This window comes from Ensifer sp. EB106-03-01-XG145 (assembly GCF_058792075.1).
Map to the genome: position 1 here is coordinate 31,886 of NZ_JBYTEC010000007.1, position 24,400 is coordinate 56,285.

At 61.1% G+C, this 24,400-nt stretch carries 21 protein-coding genes; 10 read left to right on the forward strand and 11 right to left on the reverse strand.

The genetic code is table 11. The annotated features are described in order from the left end of the window. Positions 1-44 precede the first annotated feature (44 nt). The 8 genes from AC3WWH_RS18055 to AC3WWH_RS18090 all read right to left on the reverse strand — a co-directional run bounded on the left by AC3WWH_RS18055 (position 45) and on the right by AC3WWH_RS18090 (position 8,992). Complete coding sequence (locus AC3WWH_RS18055; RefSeq protein ID WP_057249467.1) at positions 45-950, reverse strand: UTP--glucose-1-phosphate uridylyltransferase; 906 nt, start codon at positions 948-950, stop codon at positions 45-47. A gap of 4 nt (positions 951-954) precedes the next feature. Beyond that, entirely contained in the window at positions 955-1,971 is a 1,017-nt protein-coding gene (locus AC3WWH_RS18060; RefSeq protein ID WP_492377138.1) for a glycosyltransferase family 2 protein, read from the reverse strand. Continuing rightward, positions 1,968-2,894 (reverse strand): glycosyltransferase family 2 protein, encoded by a 927-nt coding sequence (locus tag AC3WWH_RS18065; RefSeq protein WP_492377139.1) that lies wholly within the window; start codon positions 2,892-2,894, stop codon positions 1,968-1,970. Before AC3WWH_RS18065 ends, AC3WWH_RS18060 begins: the two co-directional genes overlap by 4 nt. Beyond that, on the reverse strand, positions 2,891-3,889 hold the full coding sequence (locus AC3WWH_RS18070) for a glycosyltransferase family 2 protein (RefSeq protein ID WP_492377140.1): 999 nt from the start codon (positions 3,887-3,889) through the stop codon (positions 2,891-2,893). Before AC3WWH_RS18070 ends, AC3WWH_RS18065 begins: the two co-directional genes overlap by 4 nt. Beyond that, positions 3,886-5,091, reverse strand: coding sequence for a glycosyltransferase family protein (locus tag AC3WWH_RS18075; RefSeq protein ID WP_492377141.1), 1,206 nt, complete (start codon positions 5,089-5,091; stop codon positions 3,886-3,888). The genes AC3WWH_RS18070 and AC3WWH_RS18075 overlap by 4 nt, the downstream gene beginning before the upstream one ends. A gap of 100 nt (positions 5,092-5,191) precedes the next feature. Continuing rightward, positions 5,192-5,974 carry an endo-1,3-1,4-beta-glycanase ExoK gene (gene exoK, locus AC3WWH_RS18080; RefSeq protein WP_058320943.1) on the reverse strand — a complete coding sequence of 261 codons (783 nt, stop codon included), beginning with the start codon at positions 5,972-5,974 and terminating at the stop codon, positions 5,192-5,194. 2 nt (positions 5,975-5,976) lie between these two features. Further along, positions 5,977-7,059: an acyltransferase family protein gene (locus tag AC3WWH_RS18085; protein ID WP_492377166.1), complete on the reverse strand. Its 1,083-nt coding sequence runs from the start codon at positions 7,057-7,059 to the stop codon at positions 5,977-5,979. 448 nt (positions 7,060-7,507) lie between these two features. After that, positions 7,508-8,992 carry a lipopolysaccharide biosynthesis protein gene (locus AC3WWH_RS18090; protein ID WP_492377142.1) on the reverse strand — a complete coding sequence of 495 codons (1,485 nt, stop codon included), beginning with the start codon at positions 8,990-8,992 and terminating at the stop codon, positions 7,508-7,510. A gap of 122 nt (positions 8,993-9,114) precedes the next feature. Here AC3WWH_RS18090 and AC3WWH_RS18095 point away from each other — a divergent pair, with 122 nt between their 5' ends. Both AC3WWH_RS18095 and AC3WWH_RS18100 read left to right on the forward strand, forming a co-directional pair. Continuing rightward, positions 9,115-10,080, forward strand: a complete 966-nt coding sequence (locus AC3WWH_RS18095; protein WP_058320941.1) for a glycosyltransferase family 2 protein — start codon at positions 9,115-9,117, stop codon at positions 10,078-10,080. A gap of 85 nt (positions 10,081-10,165) precedes the next feature. Beyond that, on the forward strand, positions 10,166-11,113 hold the full coding sequence (locus AC3WWH_RS18100; RefSeq protein ID WP_058320940.1) for a polysaccharide pyruvyl transferase family protein: 948 nt from the start codon (positions 10,166-10,168) through the stop codon (positions 11,111-11,113). 145 nt (positions 11,114-11,258) lie between these two features. Here the strand turns inward: AC3WWH_RS18100 and AC3WWH_RS18105 are convergent, their stop codons facing one another. Beyond that, complete coding sequence (locus AC3WWH_RS18105; protein WP_058320939.1) at positions 11,259-12,269, reverse strand: glycosyltransferase family 2 protein; 1,011 nt, start codon at positions 12,267-12,269, stop codon at positions 11,259-11,261. Positions 12,270-12,493: 224 nt separating this feature from the next. Further along, complete coding sequence (locus tag AC3WWH_RS18110; RefSeq protein ID WP_058320938.1) at positions 12,494-12,778, reverse strand: exopolysaccharide production repressor protein; 285 nt, start codon at positions 12,776-12,778, stop codon at positions 12,494-12,496. 733 nt (positions 12,779-13,511) lie between these two features. On the opposite strand from AC3WWH_RS18110, the gene AC3WWH_RS18115 reads away from it, so the two are divergent. The 4 genes from AC3WWH_RS18115 (at position 13,512) to AC3WWH_RS18130 (ending at position 17,854) form a co-directional block, all read left to right on the forward strand. After that, entirely contained in the window at positions 13,512-14,192 is a 681-nt protein-coding gene (locus tag AC3WWH_RS18115) for a sugar transferase (RefSeq protein ID WP_057249486.1), read from the forward strand. A 73-nt stretch (positions 14,193-14,265) separates the two neighbouring features. Continuing rightward, complete coding sequence (locus AC3WWH_RS18120) at positions 14,266-15,537, forward strand: polysaccharide biosynthesis/export family protein (protein WP_058320937.1); 1,272 nt, start codon at positions 14,266-14,268, stop codon at positions 15,535-15,537. An 8-nt stretch (positions 15,538-15,545) separates the two neighbouring features. Next, positions 15,546-16,829, forward strand: coding sequence for an O-antigen ligase family protein (locus tag AC3WWH_RS18125; RefSeq protein WP_058320936.1), 1,284 nt, complete (start codon positions 15,546-15,548; stop codon positions 16,827-16,829). Positions 16,830-16,852: 23 nt separating this feature from the next. Next, entirely contained in the window at positions 16,853-17,854 is a 1,002-nt protein-coding gene (locus AC3WWH_RS18130; RefSeq protein WP_058320976.1) for an acyltransferase family protein, read from the forward strand. A gap of 53 nt (positions 17,855-17,907) precedes the next feature. Here the strand turns inward: AC3WWH_RS18130 and galE are convergent, their stop codons facing one another. Next, the gene (galE, locus tag AC3WWH_RS18135) at positions 17,908-18,894 is read right to left on the reverse strand and encodes a UDP-glucose 4-epimerase GalE (RefSeq protein ID WP_058320935.1); all 987 of its coding nucleotides are present in this window, start codon (positions 18,892-18,894) and stop codon (positions 17,908-17,910) included. Positions 18,895-19,228: 334 nt separating this feature from the next. Here galE and AC3WWH_RS18140 point away from each other — a divergent pair, with 334 nt between their 5' ends. From AC3WWH_RS18140 to AC3WWH_RS18155, 4 genes are all read left to right on the forward strand, one after another. Next, on the forward strand, positions 19,229-20,866 hold the full coding sequence (locus tag AC3WWH_RS18140; protein WP_058320934.1) for a TIGR04028 family ABC transporter substrate-binding protein: 1,638 nt from the start codon (positions 19,229-19,231) through the stop codon (positions 20,864-20,866). 67 nt (positions 20,867-20,933) lie between these two features. Beyond that, entirely contained in the window at positions 20,934-21,878 is a 945-nt protein-coding gene (locus tag AC3WWH_RS18145; RefSeq protein ID WP_058320933.1) for an ABC transporter permease, read from the forward strand. A gap of 41 nt (positions 21,879-21,919) precedes the next feature. After that, positions 21,920-22,759 carry an ABC transporter permease gene (locus AC3WWH_RS18150; RefSeq protein WP_058320975.1) on the forward strand — a complete coding sequence of 280 codons (840 nt, stop codon included), beginning with the start codon at positions 21,920-21,922 and terminating at the stop codon, positions 22,757-22,759. Beyond that, the gene (locus AC3WWH_RS18155) at positions 22,756-24,393 is read left to right on the forward strand and encodes a dipeptide ABC transporter ATP-binding protein (protein ID WP_058320932.1); all 1,638 of its coding nucleotides are present in this window, start codon (positions 22,756-22,758) and stop codon (positions 24,391-24,393) included. The genes AC3WWH_RS18150 and AC3WWH_RS18155 overlap by 4 nt, the downstream gene beginning before the upstream one ends. The last annotated feature ends 7 nt before the right edge of the window (positions 24,394-24,400 follow it).

Sequence of the window (24,400 nt, forward strand, 5' to 3'; positions counted from 1 at the left end):
TTGGTCCGAAGGCTGGCGCCTCGATAAGAGGCGCCAAACCAGCCTTATGCCGCGCGGATGCGGCCTTCATGAGACAGAACCATGTCCTTGACCGCGGCATAGACCATGTCACCGAGGTCAGAGCGCGCGAGTGCGAAGGCGACATTGGCGGCGATGAAGCCTTCCTTGGAACCGCAGTCGAAGGTGCGCCCCTCATAGGGATGGGCGTGAAACGCTTGATTTTGCGAGAGTTTCAGCATCCCGTCGGTCAGCTGGATTTCGTTGCCGGCACCCCGTTGTTGGTGCGCGAGAATGTCGAAGATCTCGGGCTGAAGGATGTAGCGGCCGTTCAGGTAAAAATTCGACGGTGCTTCGCCGGCACGCGGTTTTTCGACCATTTTCGTGACTTCGAAACCGTGGGGAACGGTGGCACCCTTGCCGACGATGCCATATTTCGACGCATCTTCCGGAGCGCATTGCTCGACCCCGACGACGTTGCCGCCGGTCTGGCGATAGAGATCGACGAGGCCGGCCATGCAGCCGCGTGCGCCGTGACACAACATATCCGGCAGGAGCAGCGCGAAAGGCTCGTCGCCGATCACGTCGCGCGCGCACCAGACGGCATGGCCAAGGCCGAGCGGCGCCTGCTGCCGCGTAAAGCTGACCGAGCCGGCACGCGGCAGCATCTCTTCCAGTTCCGAAACCTGGGCATTCTTGCCGGAACGGGTCAGCGACGAGATGAGCTCCGGCGTGTCGTCGAAGTGGTCCTCGATTGCCTGCTTGTTGCGGCTGGTAACGAAAACGATGTGCTCGATGCCCGCCTGGCGGGCTTCATCAACCGCATATTGCACGACCGGACGATCGACGATCGTCAGCATCTCCTTGGGTATCGCCTTTGTCGCGGGGAGGAACCGCGTTCCATTGCCGGCGACCGGGATCACAGCTTTCCTGACGGTCCTGATACGGTCCATGGCTTTATCCTTTACGTACGTGAGGGCTATTGCCCGAGGTGGATCGTTCAGCCGCCACCGTCGGTGTGGCGGGCTTCAATCGTGCGAGCGGCGCAAGCAAACGGCGCAGCCGCACGGCGATCGGCATTCTGAGGTGCCGAAGCGCTCGGGGGTCGGACAAGGCCACCTGGGCGGCCCCAACCAACGATCTGGATTTCAGATGATCGACGAGGCGCAGGAAGGCATGCGCCTCGCGCAGGCTCCTGTCACGGCGACGCTGCATTGTCATCGCTTCGGCATCGATCGAGTGGTTTGCGAGGAAATCCTTGTCGGCTGCGATCATCGCCTCGATATGGCGAAGTTCGAGCACCCGGGAGATCGAGCCCTCGCGAATGTGGTAGCAATAGCCGGCTGAGGGATCGACGATGCAGCGTCCGCCATGGGCGAGCGCAGATGCAAGCAGGATGTAGTCTTCACCAATCCGGATGGACTGCTTGAAGCGAAGGCCGTGCTCCTCCAGGAAACGGCGCTCGAAAATCGGCTTCATATAGCCAAAATTATAGGTCGAGCGGAAAAGCACATTGGATTGAATGAAGGCTGCAAGCGTCAGCACCCGGTGGTGTTCGAGCAAGGCTTCGGGAAACATGCGCTCGACGCGCCCGTCGAGGTTCGCGACGTCGATGTTGTCTACGGCAATCTGGGCGCTCGCCGTCGACGCCAGCGCGATCATGCGGGAGAGACGTCGGGGGCTGATGGTATCGTCCGCGTCGAGAATGGCGATCCAGTTGCCGCGTGCAGCCTCAAGCCCGGCATTGCGCGCTCCGCCGGGCCCACGGTTTTTCGCAAGCCGCAACAGCCGCACACGTGTATCCGCGATCTCTTCGACCACGGCACAGGTGTCGTCGGTGGAGCAATCGTCGACGACGATCACTTCCAGGTCGACCTCTTCCTGTGCGAGCGCGCTCTCAATGGCGCGGCGGATCGTGTCGGCGGCATTATAGGCCGCGACGACAAAACTGACCTCTGGTGCTGGGATCGTCATCCGGCGGTCGCGGCCCCATACTGCTGAAGTTCGCGTACGCCGAGAAGTCCGCTGACGACACCCGCATGCATGATGGCGCGCAGGGCGTAGCGCGAACGGGCGATCGGCGACCCGAGAAGAAAGAGGCTCGCCGTAGCGCAATAGCCGGATTTGGCCATCGCCCGGGCGATTTCCACCACCTGCCTGCCGGGTTGGCCCGGCTCGCTTAACAGGCGCCCGTGGGTCTGGCCCGAACGGAAGCGGCGCTTGGCAAGCCAGGCAAGGCGCGCGCGCTTTTCCGGAACCGGTTCGAAGACCAATGCATCCGGGGCGTAGGCGAGACGTCCGCCGGCCGCATGCATATGGCGGAAAAACTCCGTGTCTTCACCGCCGGTCCGCCCGAGAGCCAGGTTGAATCGTCTGTCGAAAAGGACCGGCCGGGTGAGATCGAGCAGGACATTGCAGGTGTAGCCCGTGCGGATCTCGCCATCGACCCATACGGGGCGGGTCGAATGAAAGTCGCCGCGGCGCATCCAGTTCGGCGCGGACAACGCGTATTCGGCGCGAACCGGGCCGAGCACGACATCGGCCCCGGTCGTAGCGGCCGTGTCGAGCAATTGCAGGAGCCACGTCCTCGATACGGTCTCGTCGTCATCGACAAAAGCGAGATAGTGACCGGCGCTATTGTCGAGACAGGCATTGCGGGCGATCGAGATGTTCGACGCTGGGCAATGCACGTAGAGGATCTCGAAGGGCATGGTCGGGCGCATCTGGTTGACCAGCGCCTCGGCACTCGGCGTCGTGTCGTTGTCGGCCACGATGACGCGGATGTTGACATCGGCGGGCACCGTGATGAGTGCCAGCGAATGCAGAGTTTCCGCAAGTTCCGGACGGCGGAAGGTGCAGACCGCAACATCGATCCGTTTTCTGGTGAGTCCGGTCATGGCGCCACCTTTCGGTTTCGCGCGGTAAGAAGCTCGCGCCAGAAGCCGGCCGACCAGGCGAAATGCATCACCATGGCCGAAAGGGCTGCAAGCGGGCCGTAGGGGTTCCTCTGTCCAAGCGCCATCCACATGCCGTAGCCGATGCAGGCGGCGGCCCAGAGGACCACCGGCACGACCGCGAGCCAGTTGATGACGGCGAGCAGAGCGCCAATGGCGACGGGTGCCACGGCGAGCGGCAGAAGCTGCCGCAGGTTCGGCCAGGCGCGGTGCTTCAGGACATTGCGCGCGCGCCCCCGTCCATAGGCGAAGTATTGGCGAAAGAGCGGGCCGACCTTGGCGCGCGGATAGTAGACCATGCTCGTCCGGTCGGTCATCCAGATGCGATAGCCCGCCTGGCGGAAGCGGTAATCGAACTCCGCGTCTTCATTGTGGCTGAAGATTTCGTCATAGCCGCCGATTGCCTGAAAGGCGGAGATCCGCATCAGCGCATGGTGGCCGTGATCGGCCCAGTGGCTCGTGGCGCCCAGTCGATGCTTGGCGCCACCATTGCCGAGCTTGGAATTCTGGGCGTAGGCCGTCGCCTTCTGGAAAGGCGTGAAGCCGACCGTCTGCATTGCGACGACGACGGAGTCCGCACCGGTCTCAAGCGCCTCTTGGACAAGACGTTCGCAATAGTCGTCTGAATAGGTCCCGTGAGCATCGATGCGGATCAGGTAATCGTAGGACGCTCCGTATTGGGCGACGGCAAGATTGATCGCCGCGCTCTGGATGCGCTTCGGATTGTCGAGGGCAAGAACCGAGGCATGTGCCTTGGCGAGGCGCGCAGCAATCTCGCGCGTGCCATCCGTGCTGCCGCCGTCGACAATCAGAATGGCGCCGTTGAGATGCGCCGCTGCCGGTCGCAGTCCCTCAACCAGGCCTTCGATGTGCTCAGCCTCGTTGAGGCAGGGGATGACGATAAGGGTTCGTGTCGAAGCCAGCGTGTTGTTGCTCATGACAATCCGCCTTCGTTCTGAGGAGTTGGTGAGAGGTTAGGCGCGATCCGCGGCGCCGCCGCCGACGTGACCGCCGAAAGCCGCCGGACAAGGCTTTCGCAGTCGCTGCGGCTGAAAATCCAGGTATCGGCCGCGCAAGTCGCGATCCGGCCGGATGCCTCAATGTAACGCTCGGAGTCGATCGAGCCGAGCAGGGCGGTAAGCGCCTCCGGCTCTGCTTTGTCGAGCAGCATGCCGAGACCGCGGATGGCGAGGAACCGTGCCGTCTCGGTACCGCGGAGCGCAATCGGCACACGGCCGAAGCGGCAGCCCTCATAGAGCCGGTTCGGCAACAACCATTTCGAGTTCTGGCCTTCCTCGAAGAAATCGATCGCCCAGGTGAAGTGCACGTCGGAATAGATGTCGCTCAGTTCCTCCGGGCTGCGGTAGGGCCCGTAGAACTGCATGAAGGGTTCATTGCGCACGAAGCCCTCGAAGTCATCGAACTGCGAATAGGCCGGCCGACCGCGTAGCACGATCTCGAAGCGTCCTTCCATTTTGCGGGAAAAGGCCGACAGCAGGGCCAGAGACTTGCGGCAGCGCAATGCGCCGAACCACCCGATACGCCACGGCCCATCCTTTGGCGGCGACGCTGCCGGAACCAGCGGTCGCGCCATGGTCTCGTTGAGCTCGAGCACCTTGTTTTCCAGCATCATGGTCGGGGCCGTGATGCCGGAAAGCGGGCGGAAATAGTGCTCGACGAAGGCCGGAGAACTGGTGATCAGGAGCCGCGCATCACGCCCGAGAAACGCCTCGCTCGCCCGCAACGTCTTGCCGGCGATGTCAGGGCGCAATAGCAGGCGGTGAATGTCGAGGCATTCGTAGACGATCGGCACGTCACCGCCCAACACACTCACAGCCTTCCTGGCGATCGCCAGCATGTCGAGGTTGCGCGCAATGATCACGTCCGGGCGTTCGACATTGCGCAGCGCCTGCCTGAGCGAGAAGCAGCCCTTGGCAATCGCGCCGATCCGTTGAACGAAACGCCCGTCATGCGTTGTCCCGAGCTCAATGGGCTCGATGCCCTCGATCGCCGCCAGCGGGTTTGCGTCGCGCCTGAACCCCGCAAGCTTGACCCTTGCACCCCCGGCAAGGAGCATCAGGACACGCCGGCGAACGGCGGGGTCGGCAAGATCCTGGGCGAAATAAAGTACCTGCAGCATGAATATCCGGTTCTCTGCTCGGCCGTCGCCGAGCACGGTTTGAAACGTTGGGCGTCGCGGTTTGAACGCGTCGCTTGGGAATGCGGCTCCTGGCCGCCGCTTAGTTCGGTGGGCAGGCGACCGATTCGGCAAACTGGCATTCGTCTCCCGGAGCGGTGAACGCGATCCGGTCGACCTGCATGGTCGACGGTCCCTTGTAGGAGAAGGCGCCCATCCAATCCGAAAGCGTGTCGGTTCCCCAAAGGCTGAAGAAGATCTTCTGCGGGTTGGCGGGGATCTTCGCGGGATCGGTCACTTCGTGGACCAGTTCGCCGTTGACGTAGTAGCGGATACGTTCCTTCTCCCAGACGAAGGCGTAGTCGTTGAAGCCCTGGTTGGCGCCGCCGGGCACGTCGACAAGCTTTTCGTTGCCGCCCTTGGCAGAGACATATTGGTTGATCTGAACCTTTGCCGGGTTCTTGCCGAGGACTTCGAAATCGATCTCGTCGTGCGGCTTCTTGTCGGCCGGGCCGATATAGGTGAAGAACGCCGAGTTCAGCCCGGAACCATCGGCCGTCTTGATGCGGGCCTCGTAGGTCCCGTAGCTGAAGCGCTTGCGTGTCTGGATCTCGCCGCAGGCGTAGTTGCGCTCGCCAAGCTTTCCTTCGGTAAAGGAGAGTTCCGCGATGCCGTTCTCGACCTTTACCTGCTTCTTGGACCAGGTGCAGTTCTGGTGGGCGCCATTGTTCCAGCCGTCGGAGACATACCAGATGCCGGTGTCGAGGGTATCGAAGTCGTCGATGAAGGACTTTGCCTCTGCTGTGTCCCCGGCGTTTGCCGGGCCGGCAAGGCCGACGGCGACAAGGCTCAACAGGGCGAGGCGGTGAGGTCCAGAAGATCTCATGGTCAGGTCCTTTGCTGTGGTGAAAGTTCGGCGCGCTGTTCCGCCGGCCGCGCCTTTGCGCCTCGGGCGGCTCCCGTTCGGCTGCCGGTTAGGATTGCGGTCAGGTTCGGAAGCCAGCGCCCGGCGAGGCCGTAGGCGGCGACAAGGATTGCGATCGTGATGAACGGAACCGTGTAATAGAAGGCCGGGTAATATCCGAAGCCGGCGCGGTTCCAGATCATCCAGAAAAGAACCAGCAGCGGATAGTGCGTACAGAAGATCCAGAAGCTGAGCCCGCCGCCGCGCGCCAGAGATGCCCCGACGTTCGTGCGGACCAGCAACTCGGAAACCGCCCAGGAGCCGAGAATGCCGGAGAGGGCGGTCAGGCTGCGCAGCATATCGACCCAGACCGGAAAGTCGGGTCCGTACCGATAGAGCACGAGCGAAAGCAGCACCGAAGCACCAAGGACGGCGATGGTGATCGGCCAGGAAAAGCGATCGAGACTGCGCACGTCAACGCGATGCAGGCTCATGTATATGCCGGCGCTGAAACCAAAGAGGATCGACTTCTTCAGGAAGATGCCGTTTGGCAGCGGTAGCACGGCATAGGCGAGCAACAGGGCGAGCGTCTGCATCGGATAACGCTTGATCAGCCACGCCAGTACCGGCGACAGCACGATGCAAAGCAGCAGGTCCCGCAGGAAGTAGAGCGGCACGTTGATCGGCAGATCCTGGAGCGCCACGGCGAGGTTCAACCATTCCCGTGTGCTTGCGCCCACGACATCTGGCAGGTAGCCGAAGCCGATACCGCTGCTTTGCGCAACGAAGGCCAGTGCGAGAAAAGCAATGTTCCAAATCAGGAAGGGCAACAGGACGGTTCTGGCCTTGGTCTTGAGCGTTTTGCCATAGTCGAAACTGTCGAGGCCACGCCGGAACAAGAGATAGCCGGAGATCGCGCTGAGGCACGGGACGCCGACACGAAAAAGGCTGTCGCCAAGAAAGACGCGCAGCCAATCGAGCACACCATAGGTGCCGACATACGGGCTCGTCGCCGGATCATGCGGCACGTGCACGAAGACGATGCCGGAGATCAGCACGATGCGCATCAGATTGATCCGCGACGAGATGTTCGCGTTCACATCCACGATGTCCGTCACCCCTATCTGCCAGCGCCATTTTCCAGGCGACCGTTTCAACAGAGCAGACCAGAGCCCGCATTCATTGTGCTAAAGGCTAGGCCCGGGCACGGATGAAAATATGGCGCTGCAACAAACGAATCGGCCGTACTTTGTTGCGGTGCAGCATCCGATGTTCAATAATTTCTAGGAAGATTTACCCATTTGCGCGCCGGCGTCGGGAAAAAAGCCTATGCATAGGGCATTTACGGAATATTATCAGCCGCTTATTTGCTGATGCTTTTACTAGTGTTTGGTGTCGCTAGTCGCGGTAAAATTGTGCTGTTTTTCTCTCTTGTCACGCGACAAATGGCCAATACGGACCCGAGCCGAGCCGAAATGCGGCGAGGATGAGGCAGTTTCCGGCGCCTGAAATCGGTTATTCAGCCGCCGCGGGCACGCTCGGCGAAGCGTCGCGCTTGCGGATCATGCCGTAGAGCTTCATCAACAATGGACGTTCCACGACCAGCATCAGCGCGAGATAAATCAAGCCACCGATTGCCGTGCCAATCAGCACCTGGAGAACCGCGCTCGGCATGAGCGTGCCACAGAAGTCCAGCAACAGCCTGACGGCAACCGCCATCGCGAACGCCGCGATCATCGGCCTGATCGAGATCAGGAAGCCGCGCAAGAAGGGCAGGCGATCGGCCCGGAACACGACCCAGGAATAGCCGAGCAGCGTTGCCAGGTTGACGATGCAGAGCGCAATCATCGCTTCAACAAGTGAGCCGCCCATTGCCCCGTAGGCGACAGCTGCGGTCGTCACGACAGCGCGGATGACCGCCCACCAGAAGAGGACTGTCCCCTGGCCGATGCCTTTCAGGTAGGGGACGTAGGTGCTGCAGGGCGTCAAAAGTCCCTTTGACAGCGCAAGCAAACCAAGGACCGGCCAGGCGGCCGCCCATTGCTGGCCGAAAAGCACCAGCATCGCCGGCTCGGCAAGAGCCCAAAGGCCAAACATCATCGGTGCCAACAGCACGGTGGTGACCTGCGTGCTCAACATCAGCGCTTGTGATCGCCGCTGGCGATCCTCGCCCATATGGCTGAAGGCGGGAAAGAGCACGCCCATGACCGCCGAAAGCACGATCTGGTTGGGAATGCTGGAGAAACGGTTCGCCGCCGAATAGGCACCGGCGTCCGAAAGGCCGAGATACCGGCTGATCACCACCATCGGCGATTGGAAAGTGACGAAATTGGCAATCTCCGACCCCATCATGCCGAAACTGAACCGGCTGAGCGTCAGAACGCGGCGTGGGGAAAAGACCAGCCGCGGCACATAGCCGGACACGGTATAGAGGCCGGCAAGGCGGATGAATGCGGAGACGAAAAGCTGCGCCAGCAGCGACCAAACGCCGAAGCCAAGCAGTGCTGCGCCGACGGCAACAAGCGCCCCGACGGTCTCGGAGACCATGGTCCAGACCGCGTCCTTGCTGAAATTCATCCGCCTGGCGAGGAGAGAATAGGCGACGTCTCCGCCAAGCTGCAGCGGGATCAGCACGCTCATGACCCGAAGCAGGTACCCCGCTTCGGGTGCGCCGAGCAGGCTTGCCAATGGATCGGCGAAGACGAAAAGTGCAAGCGCCATCAGCAGCGCGACCGCGAGATTGGCCCAGAAAGCGGAGTGGATGAGATCCATGTCTTCGTCGCGCTGAATGATGAGCGCGGAGGCGAGACCAGCACCGCCGATCATCGCCAGAAACTGCACGACAGTGAGCGCAACGGCCACCGTCCCGAACTCTTCCGGCGTCAGGATACGCGCAAGAATCGGCACGGTGACAAATTTCAGCCCGAAAGTACCTGTCTTTGAAAGGACGCTCCAGCCGACATTCCGTGTCACGGACTTGGCATTTACGGTTGAGGGCATAGCGAGCATCCTATGATGCCTTTGAAGGATTTCCGACAAAGGACTAGGGCTAGATGAAAGGCCGCGACCCGGTGGGAGGAGACCACGCAAGACTCTTTTAGAGAAACCGCAGGGGCAAAAAGATGGCGAAGCTGACTGTTATTATTCCGTACTACCAGAAGGAACCGGGTATTCTTCGGCGGGCGCTTGCCTCCGTCTTTGCCCAGACGTTTCAGGACTTCCACGTTCTGGTGATAGACGATTGCTCCCCCTATTCGATAGATGAGGAGTTGGAGCCGTTAAGTGAGCAGGAACGAGCGCGACTGACCGTGATAAGCCAGCCCAACAAGGGGCCTGGCGGCGCACGCAACACCGGACTGGACCATGTTCCCGGCGATTCCGAGTTCGTGGCATTCCTCGATTCTGACGATGAATGGACCCCGGATCATCTGAAGAATGCCTATGAAAGCATGAGCCGCTTCAGTGCCGACTGCTATTGGGCGTCGATCACCGGCGGCGAGGCGTTCTATTACCATTTCGATGTTGCCGAGCTGACGGAAAGCCACAGCGTCGTCAGACTGCAGGAAGCGCCGCTGGTCGTCGAAGTTCCTGACCTTACCAATGTGATGCTCAGAAACTGGAGCTTCCTGCATCTCTCCTGCATGGTGATCGGGCGCAGCCTTTTCGAGACGGTCCGCTTCGATGCGGCGCTGAGACTGGCGGCCGAGGACGTCTTGTTCTTCTGCGACTGCATTCTTGCCGCCAAACGCGTCGTGCTTTGTGATGAAGCTGGCGCCGAGCGCGGCGAGGGCATCAACATCTTTCACTCGATCGACAACGATTCGCCGCAATTCCTGCAGCAGCAGTTCAACACCTTCGTTGCGCTGGAAACGCTCGAGGGCCGGTTCTCACGCAAGCCTGCGGCAATCGCCTCGATCCGGTCCTATCAACATACGGCACGGCGGCAGGCGCTGTGGAGCCAGGCGCGTCGGCTCAAGCGACGCAAGTCACCGCAATTCCGCCTGTTGGCGCGTTGGGTCCTGCGTGATCCAAGGCTCTTGCAAAGCGCGCTGGAACTCGCCGTCGGCAAGTTTTCTCGCGCGCATTGATCGAAGCACTCCTTCGAGGAGGAAGAACAAGACCGCCTGGCGCGGCATCCGGACGTATCCAGCATTTTGAAAGAAGGGACTGCCCATGAACCCCTACTACTGGGAATCTCAGCACGGTAATTTTGGCGACGACCTCAATCTTTGGCTTTGGGATTTCCTGCTGCCTGGGTTCCGCGACGCTCACGAGGAAATCCTGCTGGTGGGGGTCGGCACCGTGCTCAACCGTGCACTCTTGCCTGACGGTGTCAGAAAGCTCGTTATCGGCAGCGGCTTCGGCTACGGCACCTTGCCAGACATGCGCGATCCGAAGGAATGGGATATCCGCTGTGTTCGAGGTCCGCTGACCGCCGGGAAGATCGGCATCGCGCCTGAACTCGGCATCGTCGATCCCGCCGTGATGGTCGCGGAGATGCCGGAGTTCCAGAACCTGCCGAAGCTCCACAAACGCAGTTTCGTTCCGCATTGGGAAAGCGCCATTGCCGGCATGTGGCCGGTCACCTGCGGTACCGTTGGCCTGCACTATATCGACCCGCGGGGCGAAGCCAAAAGCGTGATCCGCGAGATTGCCCAATCCGAACTCATCATCGCCGAATCGATGCATGGCGCCATTCTCGCAGACGCCTTTCGCGTGCCATGGGTGGCCGTCACCACGTCCGAGAGCATCAACAGCTTCAAGTGGAACGACTGGGCAAGCACCGTTGGCGTTCACTACCAGCCGCGCCACGTGCCGGTCTCGAGCCGTGCCGAAGCCATGATCAAGGGCGAGCGCTTCTGGGGTATGGGCTTCGAGGCACAGACGCTGGCTGATGTGCCGAACCTGCGCCCCGTCGATCACAATGTGATGGTGGCGGCGGCTGAGCCGAGACAGACCTTTTTGCGCAGCGCTGCCAAGCAGGTTCTCGCCGCCCCTTCGACGCTTGCACTTTGGCAGGCAATCCGGGCGGCGCCGCAATTGAGCAGCGACGGTCGACTTGCCGAGCGCAAGGACCGTTTTCAAGAGGCTCTAGCGGCCGTGCGTCGCGCGTACTTCTGATGATGCGGCCACGGCACCCAGAAAGTGCCGTGGCCTACTGCATGTTTCCTTTAACCGTAGCCGGTTAAAGGACAAAAACATGCAGCACTTCAAAGTGCTACAGCGACCTTTGCGCGTCTGATAAGACGCGCGGCGCTGTAAATGACTATTGGCGACCGTCCGCAGTGGGGGAAAGCAGGTAACGCAACCCACCGGAACCACCGAGCGCGGCCGGAGCATCCGCGTAAGGCCGTTTGAAGCGCTCGGTCTTGTCGGCAAGGATGCCGGCCGTGACCGCAGGAACGGCATCGGGTTCACGCAGGAGGTAGCCTATCGCGGCCGCCGCGCCGCGTTCTCTCTTCAGATCGAGAAAGTGCCGGTGCTGATAACGGTCCTTGATATGCCGCTCATGCCTTTGGATGGCGGCCGCAGCCGCGCTCTCCAATGTGTTTGCGGCCAGGATAATCCGGTCGGCTTCGTAGAGGCGCTTGAGATCTTCGGTGCGGTGGCTGCCGCTCAATGAATTGCTGCGGACGGTGGCCGCATAACCACAACTGCGGATTACCTTGTAGCGCGCGCCCTTTGCCAGGGCGCGGAGATAGAGATCGTAATCCTCGCCTAATCGAAGCGTTTCCCGGTAGCGGATGGCGTGGCCCTCCAGGAAGTGGCGGCGCATCAGCGGCTTTAAAAACCCGACCTCGCCGCGCTTCACGCCGCGCCGGGAGATGTTGCCTTCAACGAAGTCGATCAGGCTGAGCAGGCGGGGCTGCGGTTTGAACTCATCGATCTTCTGGGCGACGTCGGTTGCTGCGGCCTCGTCGATGAAGGCGATGTTGTCGGCAATAAAGTCCCAATCGTCTTCCGCAAGCAGCCGACCGAGACGACCCGGCAGGAAGAAATCGTCCGCGTCGAGGATAGCAAGCACCGGTGAACGGCTGATCGAAATGGCATGGTTGCGGGCGGCCGAAGGCCCACGATTGCTTTCGAAGCGGACGATCGTCAGGCGCCCGCTCAGATCGTCGGCAGAGCGCGCGGCCGCCTCGGTGTCATCCGTCGAGCCATCGTCGATCACCACCACTTCGGCGCTTTCCGGTTCTGCCAGTGCCGATGCAACGGCGCGGGCAATGGTTGCTTCAGCATTCTTTGCGGCGATGATGACGCAGACGTCTGTGGTCATGAGGGCCTCCAGCATCGTGTCTAACGGGCAGCGCGCTTGTCTTTGCGAGCGCTGCGGTATTTCGGTTCCAGCGCGGCTCCGCTTCTTGGGTTAGCCGCAGCCACGCGATGTCGCCAGGGTGGCAACGGCCGAACCATGCAGGGCGATCGTGTCGCAAACGCGTCAAATCTGAGATTTTCTCGAGTACCGCCGTGTGGCCCGCCGAGCGCGGAGACCAGCCTTGATCAGCGATTGAAATGGCCGGGTCGATGGAGGCGGCGCGGCGCGGTCTTGGCGGCCGACTTGTCGTCGCCGGCCAATTGCGCCATCTCGGCAGCCTGTCTTTCCTTCTCCCGCGCCTTCTTCCACACCAGGTAAAGCACGGCGAAGAAATAGCCGACCTGCATCAGGACGGCGCATATGACGGTCTGGATAAGCGTCGACGCCAGTGAGCCGTTTAGGAAATAGGTAACGATCGCAAACACGGCCAGGGCGCCGAGCATGCTCACAAGAACGCGCGGTGCGTACATAGCGCTACCTCGCGCTCGGTTCTGTCGTCGATGTCGTCATCGGAGTTCGGCCTTTCCTCCTCAGGATTCCAATATATTGGCAGCGCCCTTTCGCTTCAACCGCCAAAAGCCCGCACCCTGCTGCCACTGTGCCTCCAAAGTCTTTATGTCGCGTTTAGAGCATTCGAATCAATTTGGCCGTTTCTCGATGACGCATCGGTTCGACCGTTGCGACTCCATGGCAATCCAAAGGCAATTCCTCCACCATCCGGCGTCTTGTCGTGACCGCACCGCCCGCTGGTTGCTGTTTGGGCAACGATTGCGATCACCTTTTGTTACGAAATTAACTTTTGGTGTCCCGCCGTGCGTGCGGCGCAAAATCTTGCCGCATTGCAGCATTTCATTGGAAAGACTGACGCCTGTCAATTTTTATCGGCGCCAAGACACGTGCTTGCAGGTGAACGCAAACATAACAGATACAAAGATATATTCGCTTTACGGAAACGTAGTTGCGCGCCAACAATACAATACACGAAAGCTCCGAACGTAAGACTTTATCGTCTCATAATATATCGGCTGGCTGGATGGAAATATTACATATCAGAAATCAGTGATATTCGTCATTTAGGCGCCCACCGGGTACCCGCCATTATTTCGCCCTCAAAAGACAAATTCTCACCACACACTCTTTCTTGAATAAGAGCGCCCCCTTTCGAGGGACCGACCAATCGCCAACCTAAATGGAGTTATCTCTATGAAGTCTGCGACCCGATCGGCCAGTTCGCCGTTTTTCAGTGCCGCAGAGACTGCAGCGCTCCCGCCCGTGGGTGGCATTTCGAAGCGAGGCTTCGATATCTTTGCCGCTTCACTGGCGCTCGTCTTTCTGAGCCCGCTCTTTTTGATGCTGGTTGCGCTCGTCAAGTTCTCCGACGGCGGCAGCATCTTTTATGGCCATCGCCGTATCGGTCATAACGGGAAGTCTTTCCGTTGCCTGAAGTTCCGCACAATGCGGCCGGACGGTGATCGGATTCTGCAAGAGTATCTTAGAAGCAATCCTGCGGCCTATGAGGAGTGGCGCGCGACGCGCAAGCTGCAGGATGACCCCAGGGTCACCGTCGTCGGCAGCGTTTTGCGCAAGCTGAGCCTCGACGAACTGCCGCAGCTCATCAACATCGTCCGCGGTGAAATGAGCATCGTCGGCCCGCGGCCGGTGGTGCAGGATGAGCTGGAGCTCTACGACCAAGCTGCTGTCTACTACCTGCAATCGCGCCCCGGTCTTACCGGCCTGTGGCAGATCAGCGGACGCAACGACGTTTCCTACGCGGCACGCGTCGCGTTCGATACCCATTATGTCCAGAACTGGTCCTTGCTGAGCGACTTCTCCATCGTCGTGAAGACGATTCCAGCCGTTTGCTTCTCGCGCGGCAGCTACTGACGGATCAGCGCCTTCGCACCCGCGCGACCGATGGGTCGACCGCGGGATCGGCGTCTTTTAACGGGAACCTCATATGAACAAACACGCTCCGTCAGGGAAGTCCTGGATTTCCCGCAAGGTGTCTCGTTTCCTTTACCACACGGTCCTGGTTGCCGCGGTGGTCCTCGGCGCCACTCAAGCCGGCGCCGAGGAATATCAGCTTGGCACCATGGACAAGCTCAAGATTCGCGTCGCCGAGTGGCAAACCGCCGAAGGCGCTGTGCGCGATTGGTCGGTTGTCACTGGCGAATATACCGTCGGGCCGTCCGGCGCGCTGTCGTTGCCGTTCATCGGCGATCTGCCGGCTGCCGGCAAGACGACCACCGAGGTCGGAGAAGCGATCGGCGAGAAGATGCAGACCCTGTTCGGTCTGCGCGATCGCCCGTCCGCCTCCGTCGAACTTGCACAATACCGCCCGCTTTATCTTTCGGGCGAAGTCGAAAAGCCTGGCGAATATCCCTTCGCACCCAATCTGACGGTGCTGAAAGCGATAAGCCTCGGCGGCGGATTGCGTCGCTCCGAAAGCGGGCAACGTTTCGCCCGCGACTATATCAACGCTCACGGCGATTCGAGCGTGCAGACGGCCGAACGCAACCGGCTGCTGATCCGGCGCGCCCGGCTTCAGGCCGAGATTGCCGACAAGCAGGGCATCGAATTGCCGAAAGACCTCCAGGGCGTACCCGGCATCGACAAGCTTCTTGCAAACGAGACGGCCCTGATGAGCTCGCGCGACAGGAGGCAGAAGCTGCAACTGAAGTCGCTCGCCGACTTGAAGGCATTGCTGGAAAGCGAAATCCAGTCGCTGGCAAAGAAGTCGGAAACGCAGAACCGCCAGATGGAGCTCGCGGCGGAAGACCGCGAGAAGGTCGAGAGCCTGGCCGAAAAGGGGCTGGCGCTCAGCCAGCGCAAGCTCTCGCTGGAGCAACGCGTGGCCGAACTGCAATCTGCCTTGCTCGACATCGACACGGCCTCGCTCAAGGCGAAGCAGGATGTCAGCAAGGCGGCGCAGGACGAAACCAATCTTCGCAACGATTGGGATGCGCAACTGGCGCAGGATCTCCAGAACACCGAAGCGGAACTCGACACGCTGCAGATCAAGCTCGGCACCAGCCGCGACCTGATGGCCGAAGCACTGCTGCAATCGGCGGAAGCGGCACAATCGAAGGACAATACGGCAGACGCCGTCATCGCCTATTCGATCATCCGCGAGCGTGACGGCAAGCCGACCGAGATCACTGCCGATGAAAACACGCCGGTGTTGCCGGGCGACGTGATCAAGGTTCAAGCCAACCTCGCGACGCAGTAGGATCGACCGTGAGAATTGCGAAGTCGAGCTTGATATCGCCTGACCGCAATGGTGCCTATGGCACCGTTGCGATTGCGCTGTCGTTCTTCGTCTTCGCCTATTCGTCTCGCTTCGGGCAGGCGTCGATCCTGCTTTACTACGGACTGTGGCTGCCGCTGGTGCTTGTCGATTACCGTCGCGTGCTCGGCAACTACGGCAGGCGTCTGTGGATCCTCGGCTTTGCCGTCTTTGCCTGTCTGTCGGTCTTCTGGTCGGCGGCCCCCTCGATGACGGCCCGCACCGGGATCCAATATCTGTCGCATGTCGTTTGCGCCCTGATCGCCATGAGGCTCATCGACATCAGAACGCTGACGCGCGGTGCGATCGCGGGCATCGGGTTCGTGCTCGTCTATTCCCTGCTTTTTGGTGTCTACCATCTCGATCCGCTCGACGGCACATATAGCTTCGTCGGCGCCTTCGCCTCAAAGAACCAGCTGGGTTTCTACGCCTCGCTCGGCATCTACTTCGCCTTCATTGCGCCTGTCGCTCTTGGGGAGCGGCGCTTGTGGCTGCTGGCATCCGGCGCGCTCGGGCTGCTTGCGGCCTATTCGCTGCTCGCTTCGCAATCGGCCACATCCGTATTGACCACCGCCGTAATCATCGGGCTCTGGCTTGGCATGCGCGTCGTCGGTCTGCTCTCGCCCGGCCACCGCAAGGGTCTGTTTCTTGCAGCTGTCATCTGTGGGGCGTTGGTTGCTGTCGCGGGCATCTACGGCGGCGGCGTCGATCTGGTGCTTGGCCTCTTCGGCAAGGATTCGACGCTGACCGGGCGCACCTATCTGTGGCAGCAGGGCATCGAAGCTGCGATGGCATCGCCGGTGGTCGGCGTCGGTTATCAGGCCTATTGGGTTCAGGGCTTCTCTGAGGCCGAACGCCTCTGGGAAGAATTCTTCATCTCGACGCGCTCGGGCTTCCATTTCCACAACACCTTCATCGAGGCGATCGTGGAAACGGGTGCAATCGGGCTTGTCCTCCTTTCAGGCATTCTGCTGACGACCGTTCTCGGCCATATCAAGCGCCTCTTGACGGAGGACCACGATACCCAGTCCTCGGTGCTCTTCGGTATCGCGATGTTGCTGCTGGTGCGCTCTTTCGTCGAGATCGACATCATGAACCCCTACCACGTCGGGTCGTTCCTGCTCTATTTCGCCGCCGGCAAGCTGACCTTGCCGCAACCCCGACCGGATGCGCGCCCGGCTGAGGTTCGCAGAGCGCGGATCGTGCCGCAGGCCATGCCGCAGCTGAGGTACTGATGGACCGGACCAACGGGGGCGCGATGACCACTATCTACGGGATCCAGTACCTGCGTGCGGTTGCAGCGCTCGGCGTCGTCGTCTTTCATGCGGCCGAGCGCACAGGGCATCATTTCGCGATCGGCGCTGCCGGCGTCGACATCTTCTTTGTCATCAGCGGTTTCATCATGTGGGTGATCAGCGAGCGCAAGCCAATGCCGCCGATCTCTTTCCTGCGTGACCGCGTTCAAAGGATCGCGCCGGTCTATTGGCTGGCGACAGCCGTCATGGTTCTTGGCGGTCTAGCCGGGCTTTTCCCCAATCTCGTTCTCAGCCCCACCCACGTGGTTGCATCGCTCTTGTTTGTCCCAATGGCCTCTCCAAGCACCGGCGAGGTGTGGCCGGTTCTGGTCCAGGGCTGGACGCTGAACTACGAGATGTTCTTCTACGCCGTCTTCGCCTTGACCCTCTTTCTGCCGCGGTCGCGTCGATTGCTGGCGATCACCGCATGCTTCCTGCTGCTGGTCGGCTTGGGTTTTGCCATCGACAGCGACAATGCGCTGTTCGCCACCTATACGCGGCCGATCGTGCTCGAATTCGTGGCCGGCATGATCATTGCCGAACTGTGGCTGCGGGGCAGGGTACCGGGAAGCAATGCCGGCATGGCGCTCGTTGCAATCGCGATTTCAGGTTTTTCGGCGCTGGCCGTGTTTCGTTTGCCTTTCGACGAATTTGTGCTCGGGCCCTTGGCCGTAATGCTTGTCGTCGGCACCTTGGCGCTCGAAAGTCGTGGCTGGTTTCGCCCCCGTGGATTGCCGATGCTTCTCGGCGATGCGTCCTATTCCATCTATCTCTGGCACACCTTCGCCATATCGGTTGTGGTGAAGATCTGTGCCAGGGCGGGTGTCGACCTCGCTCTATCGGCGTTCCTCGCCGTCGTATCGGGAACTGCATTGGGCGTCGCCGCCTATCTGCTTCTCGAAAAGCCGCTGACGCGACGTTTGCGCTCGCGGATCGTACCGAAGCCATTGCGGCAGGCGGCGTAGCTTAAGTCTTTTCGGTGCGGCGCCTGAAACGCCGCACCGAATTCAGCAATTCATCAGGCGCCCTGGTTGCGACGCGAATGCCAGTTCCAGGCGGTGCGGGTGATATCCGACAGATCGTATTGCGGGACCCAGCCGAGAATGTCGCGTGCCTTGTCGTTGTTGGCGACGAGCGTCGTGGAATCACCTTCGCGACGCTCGACCAGGTCGATATTGAACGCACGGCCGGAGACATCGGCGATCGCCGTCAAGAGCTCCTTGACGGTCGTGCCCGTACCCGTGCCGAGATTGAGCTCGACGCTGTCGCCGCCGGCAAGCAGATATTCGACAGCGCGCACATGCGCGTCGGCCAGATCAAGCACGTGGATATAGTCGCGCACGCAGGTGCCGTCGCGCGTGTCGTAGTCCGTGCCGAAGATCTTGAAGCTTTGCCGGCGGCCAAGGGCAGCGTCGATCGCAAGCGGGATCGCGTGCGTCTCGGGCTCGTGCCACTCGCCGATGCGGCCTTCCGGATCGGCGCCCGCGGCGTTGAAGTAGCGAAGGATCACCGAACGAAGACCCTTGTACTGGCCATAGTCCTTCAGTGCCTGCTCGCACACCCATTTTGTCCGGCCGTAGGGGTTGATCGGCGCCTGGCGGTGCTGCTCGTCGATCGGCACGCTTTCCGGCAGGCCATAGGTGGCGCAGGTCGATGAGAAGACGAAGGCCTCGACACCGGCGGCGAGCGCGGCCGAAAGCAGGGTGAGGGTGCCGATGACGTTGTTGTCGTAGAAGGAGACCGGATCCTTGACTGATTCACCGACCTCGATCATCGCGGCAAAATGCAGGATGGCGCGCGGCTTGTGGCGGGCGAGCACCTCGTCGAGCCGCTGGCGGTCACGGATATCGCCTTTTTCGAGCACGCCCCATTTGACGAATTCCTCGTGACCGTTCGAAAGGTTGTCATAGACGACGGGTTCGAACCCCTTGTTGGCAAGTTCGAGGCAGGTGTGCGAGCCGATATAGCCGGCACCGCCGACGACGAGGACTTTGTTACTTTCCATGATGCTTTTCGATCCCTGGGAGGTTCAAAGGAATTGCCGAGTTTTTTCAACGGATAATGATAGGCTTGTCAATGCCGGCCGCAATCAAGCACGTGTCCATGTCGCGTGTGTGGCGGGTGGGCACAGGGGCGGCCTTTCCACAAAGACGAGATGCTCGGAGCATGTCGAGATCGACGTGAATTTGCACGCCGGGGACAATTATCTCAGCCTTGCCTGCGAGCGAGATGCTTCTTTCCCATCCGTCGAAACATATAGCATATTAATTTACTAGATTTAATTGATAATAACGCCGGCAGTCGTACCATAGCCTTCAGATTTTCGAAGGAAGGCTCTCATGACGATGAAACTGAAACGGCTTGCGCTCACCCTCGCGACGCTGGCGGCGACCGGCCTGACCCACGTGGCTGCCCACGCCGAAGGCGCGGAGCCGGTAAAAGGCGGGACGCTGATCTATCTGGAGCAGCAAGCCCATACCAATCTCTATCCCCCGGCAGGCGGCTTCTATCCGAACGGCGGTATCCTCAATCAGATCACCGACAAGCTGACCTATCAGAACTCAAAGACGCTTGAGATCGAACCTTGGATCGCCGAATCCTGGACGGTCAACGCGGATGCGACCGAATACACGTTCAAGATCCGTCCGGGCGTCACTTTCTCCGACGGCACGCCTCTCGACGCGGCGGCCGTCGCCAAGAATTACGACGTGTTCGGTCTTGGTAACAAAGCGCTGAAGCACCCCGTTTCCGAAGTCATCAATAACTATGAGCGCAGCGAAGTCGTCGAACCGCTGACCGTCAAATTCTATTTCAAGCGACCTTCGCCGGGCTTCCTGCAGGGAACATCGGTCATCGGCTCCGGGCTTGTCGCCGCCAGCACACTCGCGCTTCCCTTCGAAGAGCTTGGCGATGCGACCAAGATCATCGGCTCCGGTCCCTTCGTGGTCGAGAGCGAGACGATTGGCAAGGAGCTGAACCTCAAGGCGCGCGAAGAGTATGTTTGGGGTCCCGCGAAGCTCGAGCACCAGGGCCGCGCCTATCTCGATGGCATCACATACATCATCACCGGCGAAGACAGCGTGCGCATCGGTGCGCTGCTTGCGGGCCAGGCAGATTTCATCCGCCAGGTCCAGGCCTATGACGAGAGCCAAGTCGAGGCACAGGACTACCAGATCTACGCACCATCGACACGCGGCGTGAACAACAGCGTCGTTTTCCGGCCGGACAATCCGCTGGTGGCCGACATCAAGGTGCGCCAGGCGCTGCTGCACGCGACCGATGCCAAGGAAATCGTCACGACGCTGTTCTCGGCAAACTATCCGCAGGCGACCTCTATCATCGCGTCCTCCGCGCTCGGCTACAAGGATATCTCGGCAAAGCTCGCTTTTGATCCGCAGAAAGCCAAGGCGCTGCTCGACGAGGCCGGCTGGTCGGTCGGATCCAACGGCCTGCGCCAGAAGGACGGCAAGGAACTTGTGCTGACCGCTTACGAATCTCTGCCGCAACCGCAGAACAAGGAGACGCTGCAACTGGTCGCCCAGCAATGGGGCAAGGTTGGCGTGAAGCTTAACGTTCTTGCCGGCGATAGTGGCAGCAGGACGGTCGACGATCTCGATCCGCTGAAGACGCCCGTCTCACCGGCGATGGTCGGTCGCGCCGACCCCGACGTGATCAAGAGCCAGTACTACCCGAAGAACCGCGACGTGCTGCGTCAGAAGGGTGGCCTCAGCGACAAGGTCCAAAGCTTCGTCGACGACAAGCTGAACGGCCTGCTCGACGCACTGGCCTCCGAGCCGGACCGTGCAAAGCGCCTCGCGATCGCCGGCGAGATCCAGGACTACGTCGTGGACCAGGCCTATGCGATCCCGATCTTCGAGGAGCCGCAGGCCTACGCCGGCGCCCCTTACGTCCAGGGCGTCGCCTTCGAGGCAGTCGGTCGTCCGAGCTTCTACAGCACCTGGCTCGCCGAGCATTGATCGACCCGGGGCCACCGCGCTCGCGGTGGCCGCCACTCCCCGAAATTCGCGTGCAGAGGATTGGATCATGTCCGCCTATTTGCTCAATCGCGTCGGACAGGCGCTCTTCGTCCTGTGGGCCGCATTCACGATCTCCTTCGTGCTGCTGCAGGCGATGCCCGGCGATGCGATCCTCATCAAGTTCCAGAACCCCGATCTTGGACTGACCGCGCAACAGGTCGCCGAAATCCAGGCGTCCTATGCCGCCGACAGCCCGATTCTCGTTCAGTACGTGCAGACGATCGGCAAATTCCTGACCGGCGATTTCGGCTACTCCGTTCAGGCGGGCGTTCCGGTCAGCAGCTTGCTCGCGGCCCATCTGCCGGCAACGTTGAAACTCGCCACGCTTGGCTTCCTCCTTGCCTCCGTGCTGGCGATCCTCATCGCCTTCCTCTCCAGTCTGACGCCGTTCACCTGGCTGCGCGGAGTGCTGCAATCCGTTCCTTCGCTCTTCATCTCGATCCCCACCTTTTGGCTTGGGATCATGTTGATCCAGATCTTTTCCTTCCGCTTGAAGCTCGTTCCGGTCATCAATCCCGGCCCCTGGCAGGAACTGATCCTGCCCGTCTTCACGCTCGCGGTGCCGATTTCTGCACCGCTCGCCCAGGTGCTTGTGCGCAACATCGACGACGTGTTGACGCGGCCCTTCGTCGGCGTCGCCCGTGCCAAAGGCGCCAACCGTCACTGGATTCTCTGGCGGCATGTGGCGAAGAATGCGCTCCTCCCGACACTGACCATTGCGGGCGTGCTCTTCGGTGAACTGATCGCCGGGGCCGTGGTGACGGAAACCGTCTTCGGGCTCAACGGCATCGGCGGCCTTACCGAACGGGCCGTCGGCAGCCAGGATGCTGCCGTCCTCCAGGCCATCGTCGTGCTCTCGGCGCTCGCATTCGTGATCATCAATCTTGTCGTGGATCTGCTCTATCCCGTGCTCGATCCGCGCCTCAGGACAAAAGTCGGAGTTGCCGCATGACCACCTTCGATACGCTTCACGACGACATAGCTGCGGATGCAATGCGGCAGACCCACGGACGGCGCTCTCGCGTGGCCTCGACGTTACGCCGCGTGCCTCCGGGACTGGCCTTGTCCTGGTTCATCCTGGCGACGGTTTTCCTCTGGGCAGTCGCCCCCTCGCTCTTCACAGGCTACAACCCGCTCGAGGGCGTGGGTGGCGCACAGTTGAAGCGCCCCAGCGCAGAACATCTGCTCGGGACCGATGCTCTCGGACGCGACCTCTACGCGCGCATCGTCCATGGTGCCGTGCATTCGCTGACGGGTGCCTTTGTCGCCGTTGGCCTCGGTCTTATCGTGGGCACCGGGCTCGGCGTCGTCGCCGGCTCCGTCCGGCGTCGCTTTGATGACGCGATCATGCGGCTTGTCGATGTTTTCCTGTCGATCCCGCCATTGCTGCTTTCGCTCAGCATCATCATCCTGCTCGGCTTCGGCACGGTGAATGCGGCTATTGCCGTCGGCGTCACCTCGGTCGCGGGCTTCGCCAGACTGGCGCGGGCCGAAGTCGTGCGCGTTCGGCGCAGCGATTATGTCGAGGCGGCCTTCGGCAGCGGCGGCACGTTTGCATCGGTGCTTTGGCGGCACATCCTGCCGAACTCGCTCACTTCAGTTCTCGCCTTCGCATCGCTGCAGTTCGGCTCGGCGGTCCTGCAAATCTCGACACTCGGATTTCTCGGCTATGGCGCGCCACCGCCGACGCCCGAATGGGGCCTGCTGATCGCAGAAGGCCGCAACTACATCTCGACGGCCTGGTGGCTGACGACAGCGCCCGGCGTCGTGGTCGTTCTCGTCGTATTGGCCGCCAATCGGGTCAGCCAATCTTTCGGAAAGGCCGCAGCATGACCGTGATCCCTCAGCAGGTGTCGCCCGTTCTCGACGTCGAGGGCCTATGCATCGCCTATCGTGATGGAACTGCGGAACGGCGCGCTGTCCACGATGTTTCCTTCAGCATCAATCCTGGCGAAGTCGTTGCCCTTGTCGGAGAATCCGGCTCCGGCAAGACGACGACGGCGCAGTCGATCATCGGTCTGCTTGCGGCGAACGGTCGCGTCGAACGCGGCAGCATCAAGCTCAACGGAACCGACATAGCCCGATGGACCGATCGGCAACTGGAAACGGTGCGTGGCGCCAGGATCAGCCTCGTGCCCCAGGATCCGGGCAACTCTCTCAATCCGGTCAAGACCATCGGCGCGCAAGTGGGCGAGATCTTCCGGATCCACGGTGCGCTGCGCCCTGACGAGATCGACGATCGCGTCATTTCCCTGCTTGCCCGTGTGGGCCTGAGCGAGCCGGCATTGCGGGCGCGGCAATATCCACACGAACTGTCGGGTGGCATGCGCCAGCGCGTGCTGATCGCGATCGCCATTGCCCTGAAACCGCAGTTGATCATCGCCGATGAGCCGACGAGTGCGCTCGACGTCACGGTGCAGAAACGCATTCTCGATCTGATCGATGAATTGCGAGCCGAGTACGGCACAGCCGTACTTCTCGTGACCCACGATCTCGGCGTTGCAGCCGACCGCGCTGACCGGATCGTCGTTCTCAAGGACGGGCGAATTCAGGAACAAGGCGCAGCCAGCGTCGTTCTCGCCGGCCCGCGTAGCCCGTACACGCGGCAACTGCTCGCGGCTGCGCCGTCGTTTGCAGGGCCGGTGTCCAGGCCGGGGGCCAGTTCGGCAGCATCAGGGGTTCACGACGATATTGTCGTCGTCGACGGTCTTGTTCGCGAATTTGCGGGCGAGGCCAAAAGCCGGTTTCGCGCGGTCGACGATCTGAGCTTTCGTGTCCGTCGCGGGTCGACCCACGCAATCGTTGGTGAGTCCGGTTCGGGAAAGACGACGACGATCAGAAGTATCGTTGGCTTCGACAAACCGACCGCTGGACGGATCGAAATCGACGGTACCGATCTTTCGCGTCTTACCGGAGAGGATCTCCGACAATTTCGACGCAAGATCCAGCTCGTCTACCAGAACCCCTATGGATCGCTCGACCCACGCCAAAGCATCCTGCAAATCGTGGCAGAGCCGCTGCTCAATTTCAGCCGGCTCAAGCGCACTGATCGCGAGGAGAAGGCGAGGGCGATCCTCTCCCGGGTCGGGCTGCCCGAAGACGCGTTTTCGCGACGACCGCACGCGCTGTCCGGTGGCCAGCGCCAGCGCGTCGCGATCGCCAGAGCACTCGTGCTCGATCCTCAGGTTCTGGTGCTGGACGAGGCGGTATCCGCTCTGGACGTCAGCGTCCAGGCGCGCATTCTCGCCCTGCTCCAGGAACTGCAGAGCGATCTCGGCCTGACCTACGTCTTCGTGTCCCACGACCTCGCCGTTGTGCACCAGATCGCCGACACCGTTTCCGTCCTGAGGGATGGGCGCCTCGTCGATGGTGGCGTGGTTTCTGAGGTCTTCGAACATCCCGGCAGTGAGTACACCCGCGAGCTGATCAACGCCATTCCCGGGCAAAGCCCCCGGGCCGCTGCCTGATGCGGCG

Excerpts from the sequence above, each read along its gene's own strand:
- AC3WWH_RS18055 (WP_057249467.1), bottom strand. The coding sequence starts at position 950 with ATGGACCGTATCAGGACCGTCAGGAAAGCTGTGATCCCGGTCGCCGGC.
- AC3WWH_RS18060 (WP_492377138.1), bottom strand. The coding sequence starts at position 1,971 with ATGACGATCCCAGCACCAGAGGTCAGTTTTGTCGTCGCGGCCTATAAT.
- AC3WWH_RS18065 (WP_492377139.1), bottom strand. The coding sequence starts at position 2,894 with ATGACCGGACTCACCAGAAAACGGATCGATGTTGCGGTCTGCACCTTC.
- AC3WWH_RS18070 (WP_492377140.1), bottom strand. The coding sequence starts at position 3,889 with ATGAGCAACAACACGCTGGCTTCGACACGAACCCTTATCGTCATCCCC.
- AC3WWH_RS18075 (WP_492377141.1), bottom strand. The coding sequence starts at position 5,091 with ATGCTGCAGGTACTTTATTTCGCCCAGGATCTTGCCGACCCCGCCGTT.
- exoK (WP_058320943.1), bottom strand. The coding sequence starts at position 5,974 with ATGAGATCTTCTGGACCTCACCGCCTCGCCCTGTTGAGCCTTGTCGCC.
- AC3WWH_RS18085 (WP_492377166.1), bottom strand. The coding sequence starts at position 7,059 with ATGCGCATCGTGCTGATCTCCGGCATCGTCTTCGTGCACGTGCCGCAT.
- AC3WWH_RS18090 (WP_492377142.1), bottom strand. The coding sequence starts at position 8,992 with ATGCCCTCAACCGTAAATGCCAAGTCCGTGACACGGAATGTCGGCTGG.
- AC3WWH_RS18095 (WP_058320941.1), top strand. The coding sequence starts at position 9,115 with ATGGCGAAGCTGACTGTTATTATTCCGTACTACCAGAAGGAACCGGGT.
- AC3WWH_RS18100 (WP_058320940.1), top strand. The coding sequence starts at position 10,166 with ATGAACCCCTACTACTGGGAATCTCAGCACGGTAATTTTGGCGACGAC.
- AC3WWH_RS18105 (WP_058320939.1), bottom strand. The coding sequence starts at position 12,269 with ATGACCACAGACGTCTGCGTCATCATCGCCGCAAAGAATGCTGAAGCA.
- AC3WWH_RS18110 (WP_058320938.1), bottom strand. The coding sequence starts at position 12,778 with ATGTACGCACCGCGCGTTCTTGTGAGCATGCTCGGCGCCCTGGCCGTG.
- AC3WWH_RS18115 (WP_057249486.1), top strand. The coding sequence starts at position 13,512 with ATGAAGTCTGCGACCCGATCGGCCAGTTCGCCGTTTTTCAGTGCCGCA.
- AC3WWH_RS18120 (WP_058320937.1), top strand. The coding sequence starts at position 14,266 with ATGAACAAACACGCTCCGTCAGGGAAGTCCTGGATTTCCCGCAAGGTG.
- AC3WWH_RS18130 (WP_058320976.1), top strand. The coding sequence starts at position 16,853 with ATGACCACTATCTACGGGATCCAGTACCTGCGTGCGGTTGCAGCGCTC.
- galE (WP_058320935.1), bottom strand. The coding sequence starts at position 18,894 with ATGGAAAGTAACAAAGTCCTCGTCGTCGGCGGTGCCGGCTATATCGGC.
- AC3WWH_RS18140 (WP_058320934.1), top strand. The coding sequence starts at position 19,229 with ATGACGATGAAACTGAAACGGCTTGCGCTCACCCTCGCGACGCTGGCG.
- AC3WWH_RS18145 (WP_058320933.1), top strand. The coding sequence starts at position 20,934 with ATGTCCGCCTATTTGCTCAATCGCGTCGGACAGGCGCTCTTCGTCCTG.
- AC3WWH_RS18150 (WP_058320975.1), top strand. The coding sequence starts at position 21,920 with ATGCGGCAGACCCACGGACGGCGCTCTCGCGTGGCCTCGACGTTACGC.
- AC3WWH_RS18155 (WP_058320932.1), top strand. The coding sequence starts at position 22,756 with ATGACCGTGATCCCTCAGCAGGTGTCGCCCGTTCTCGACGTCGAGGGC.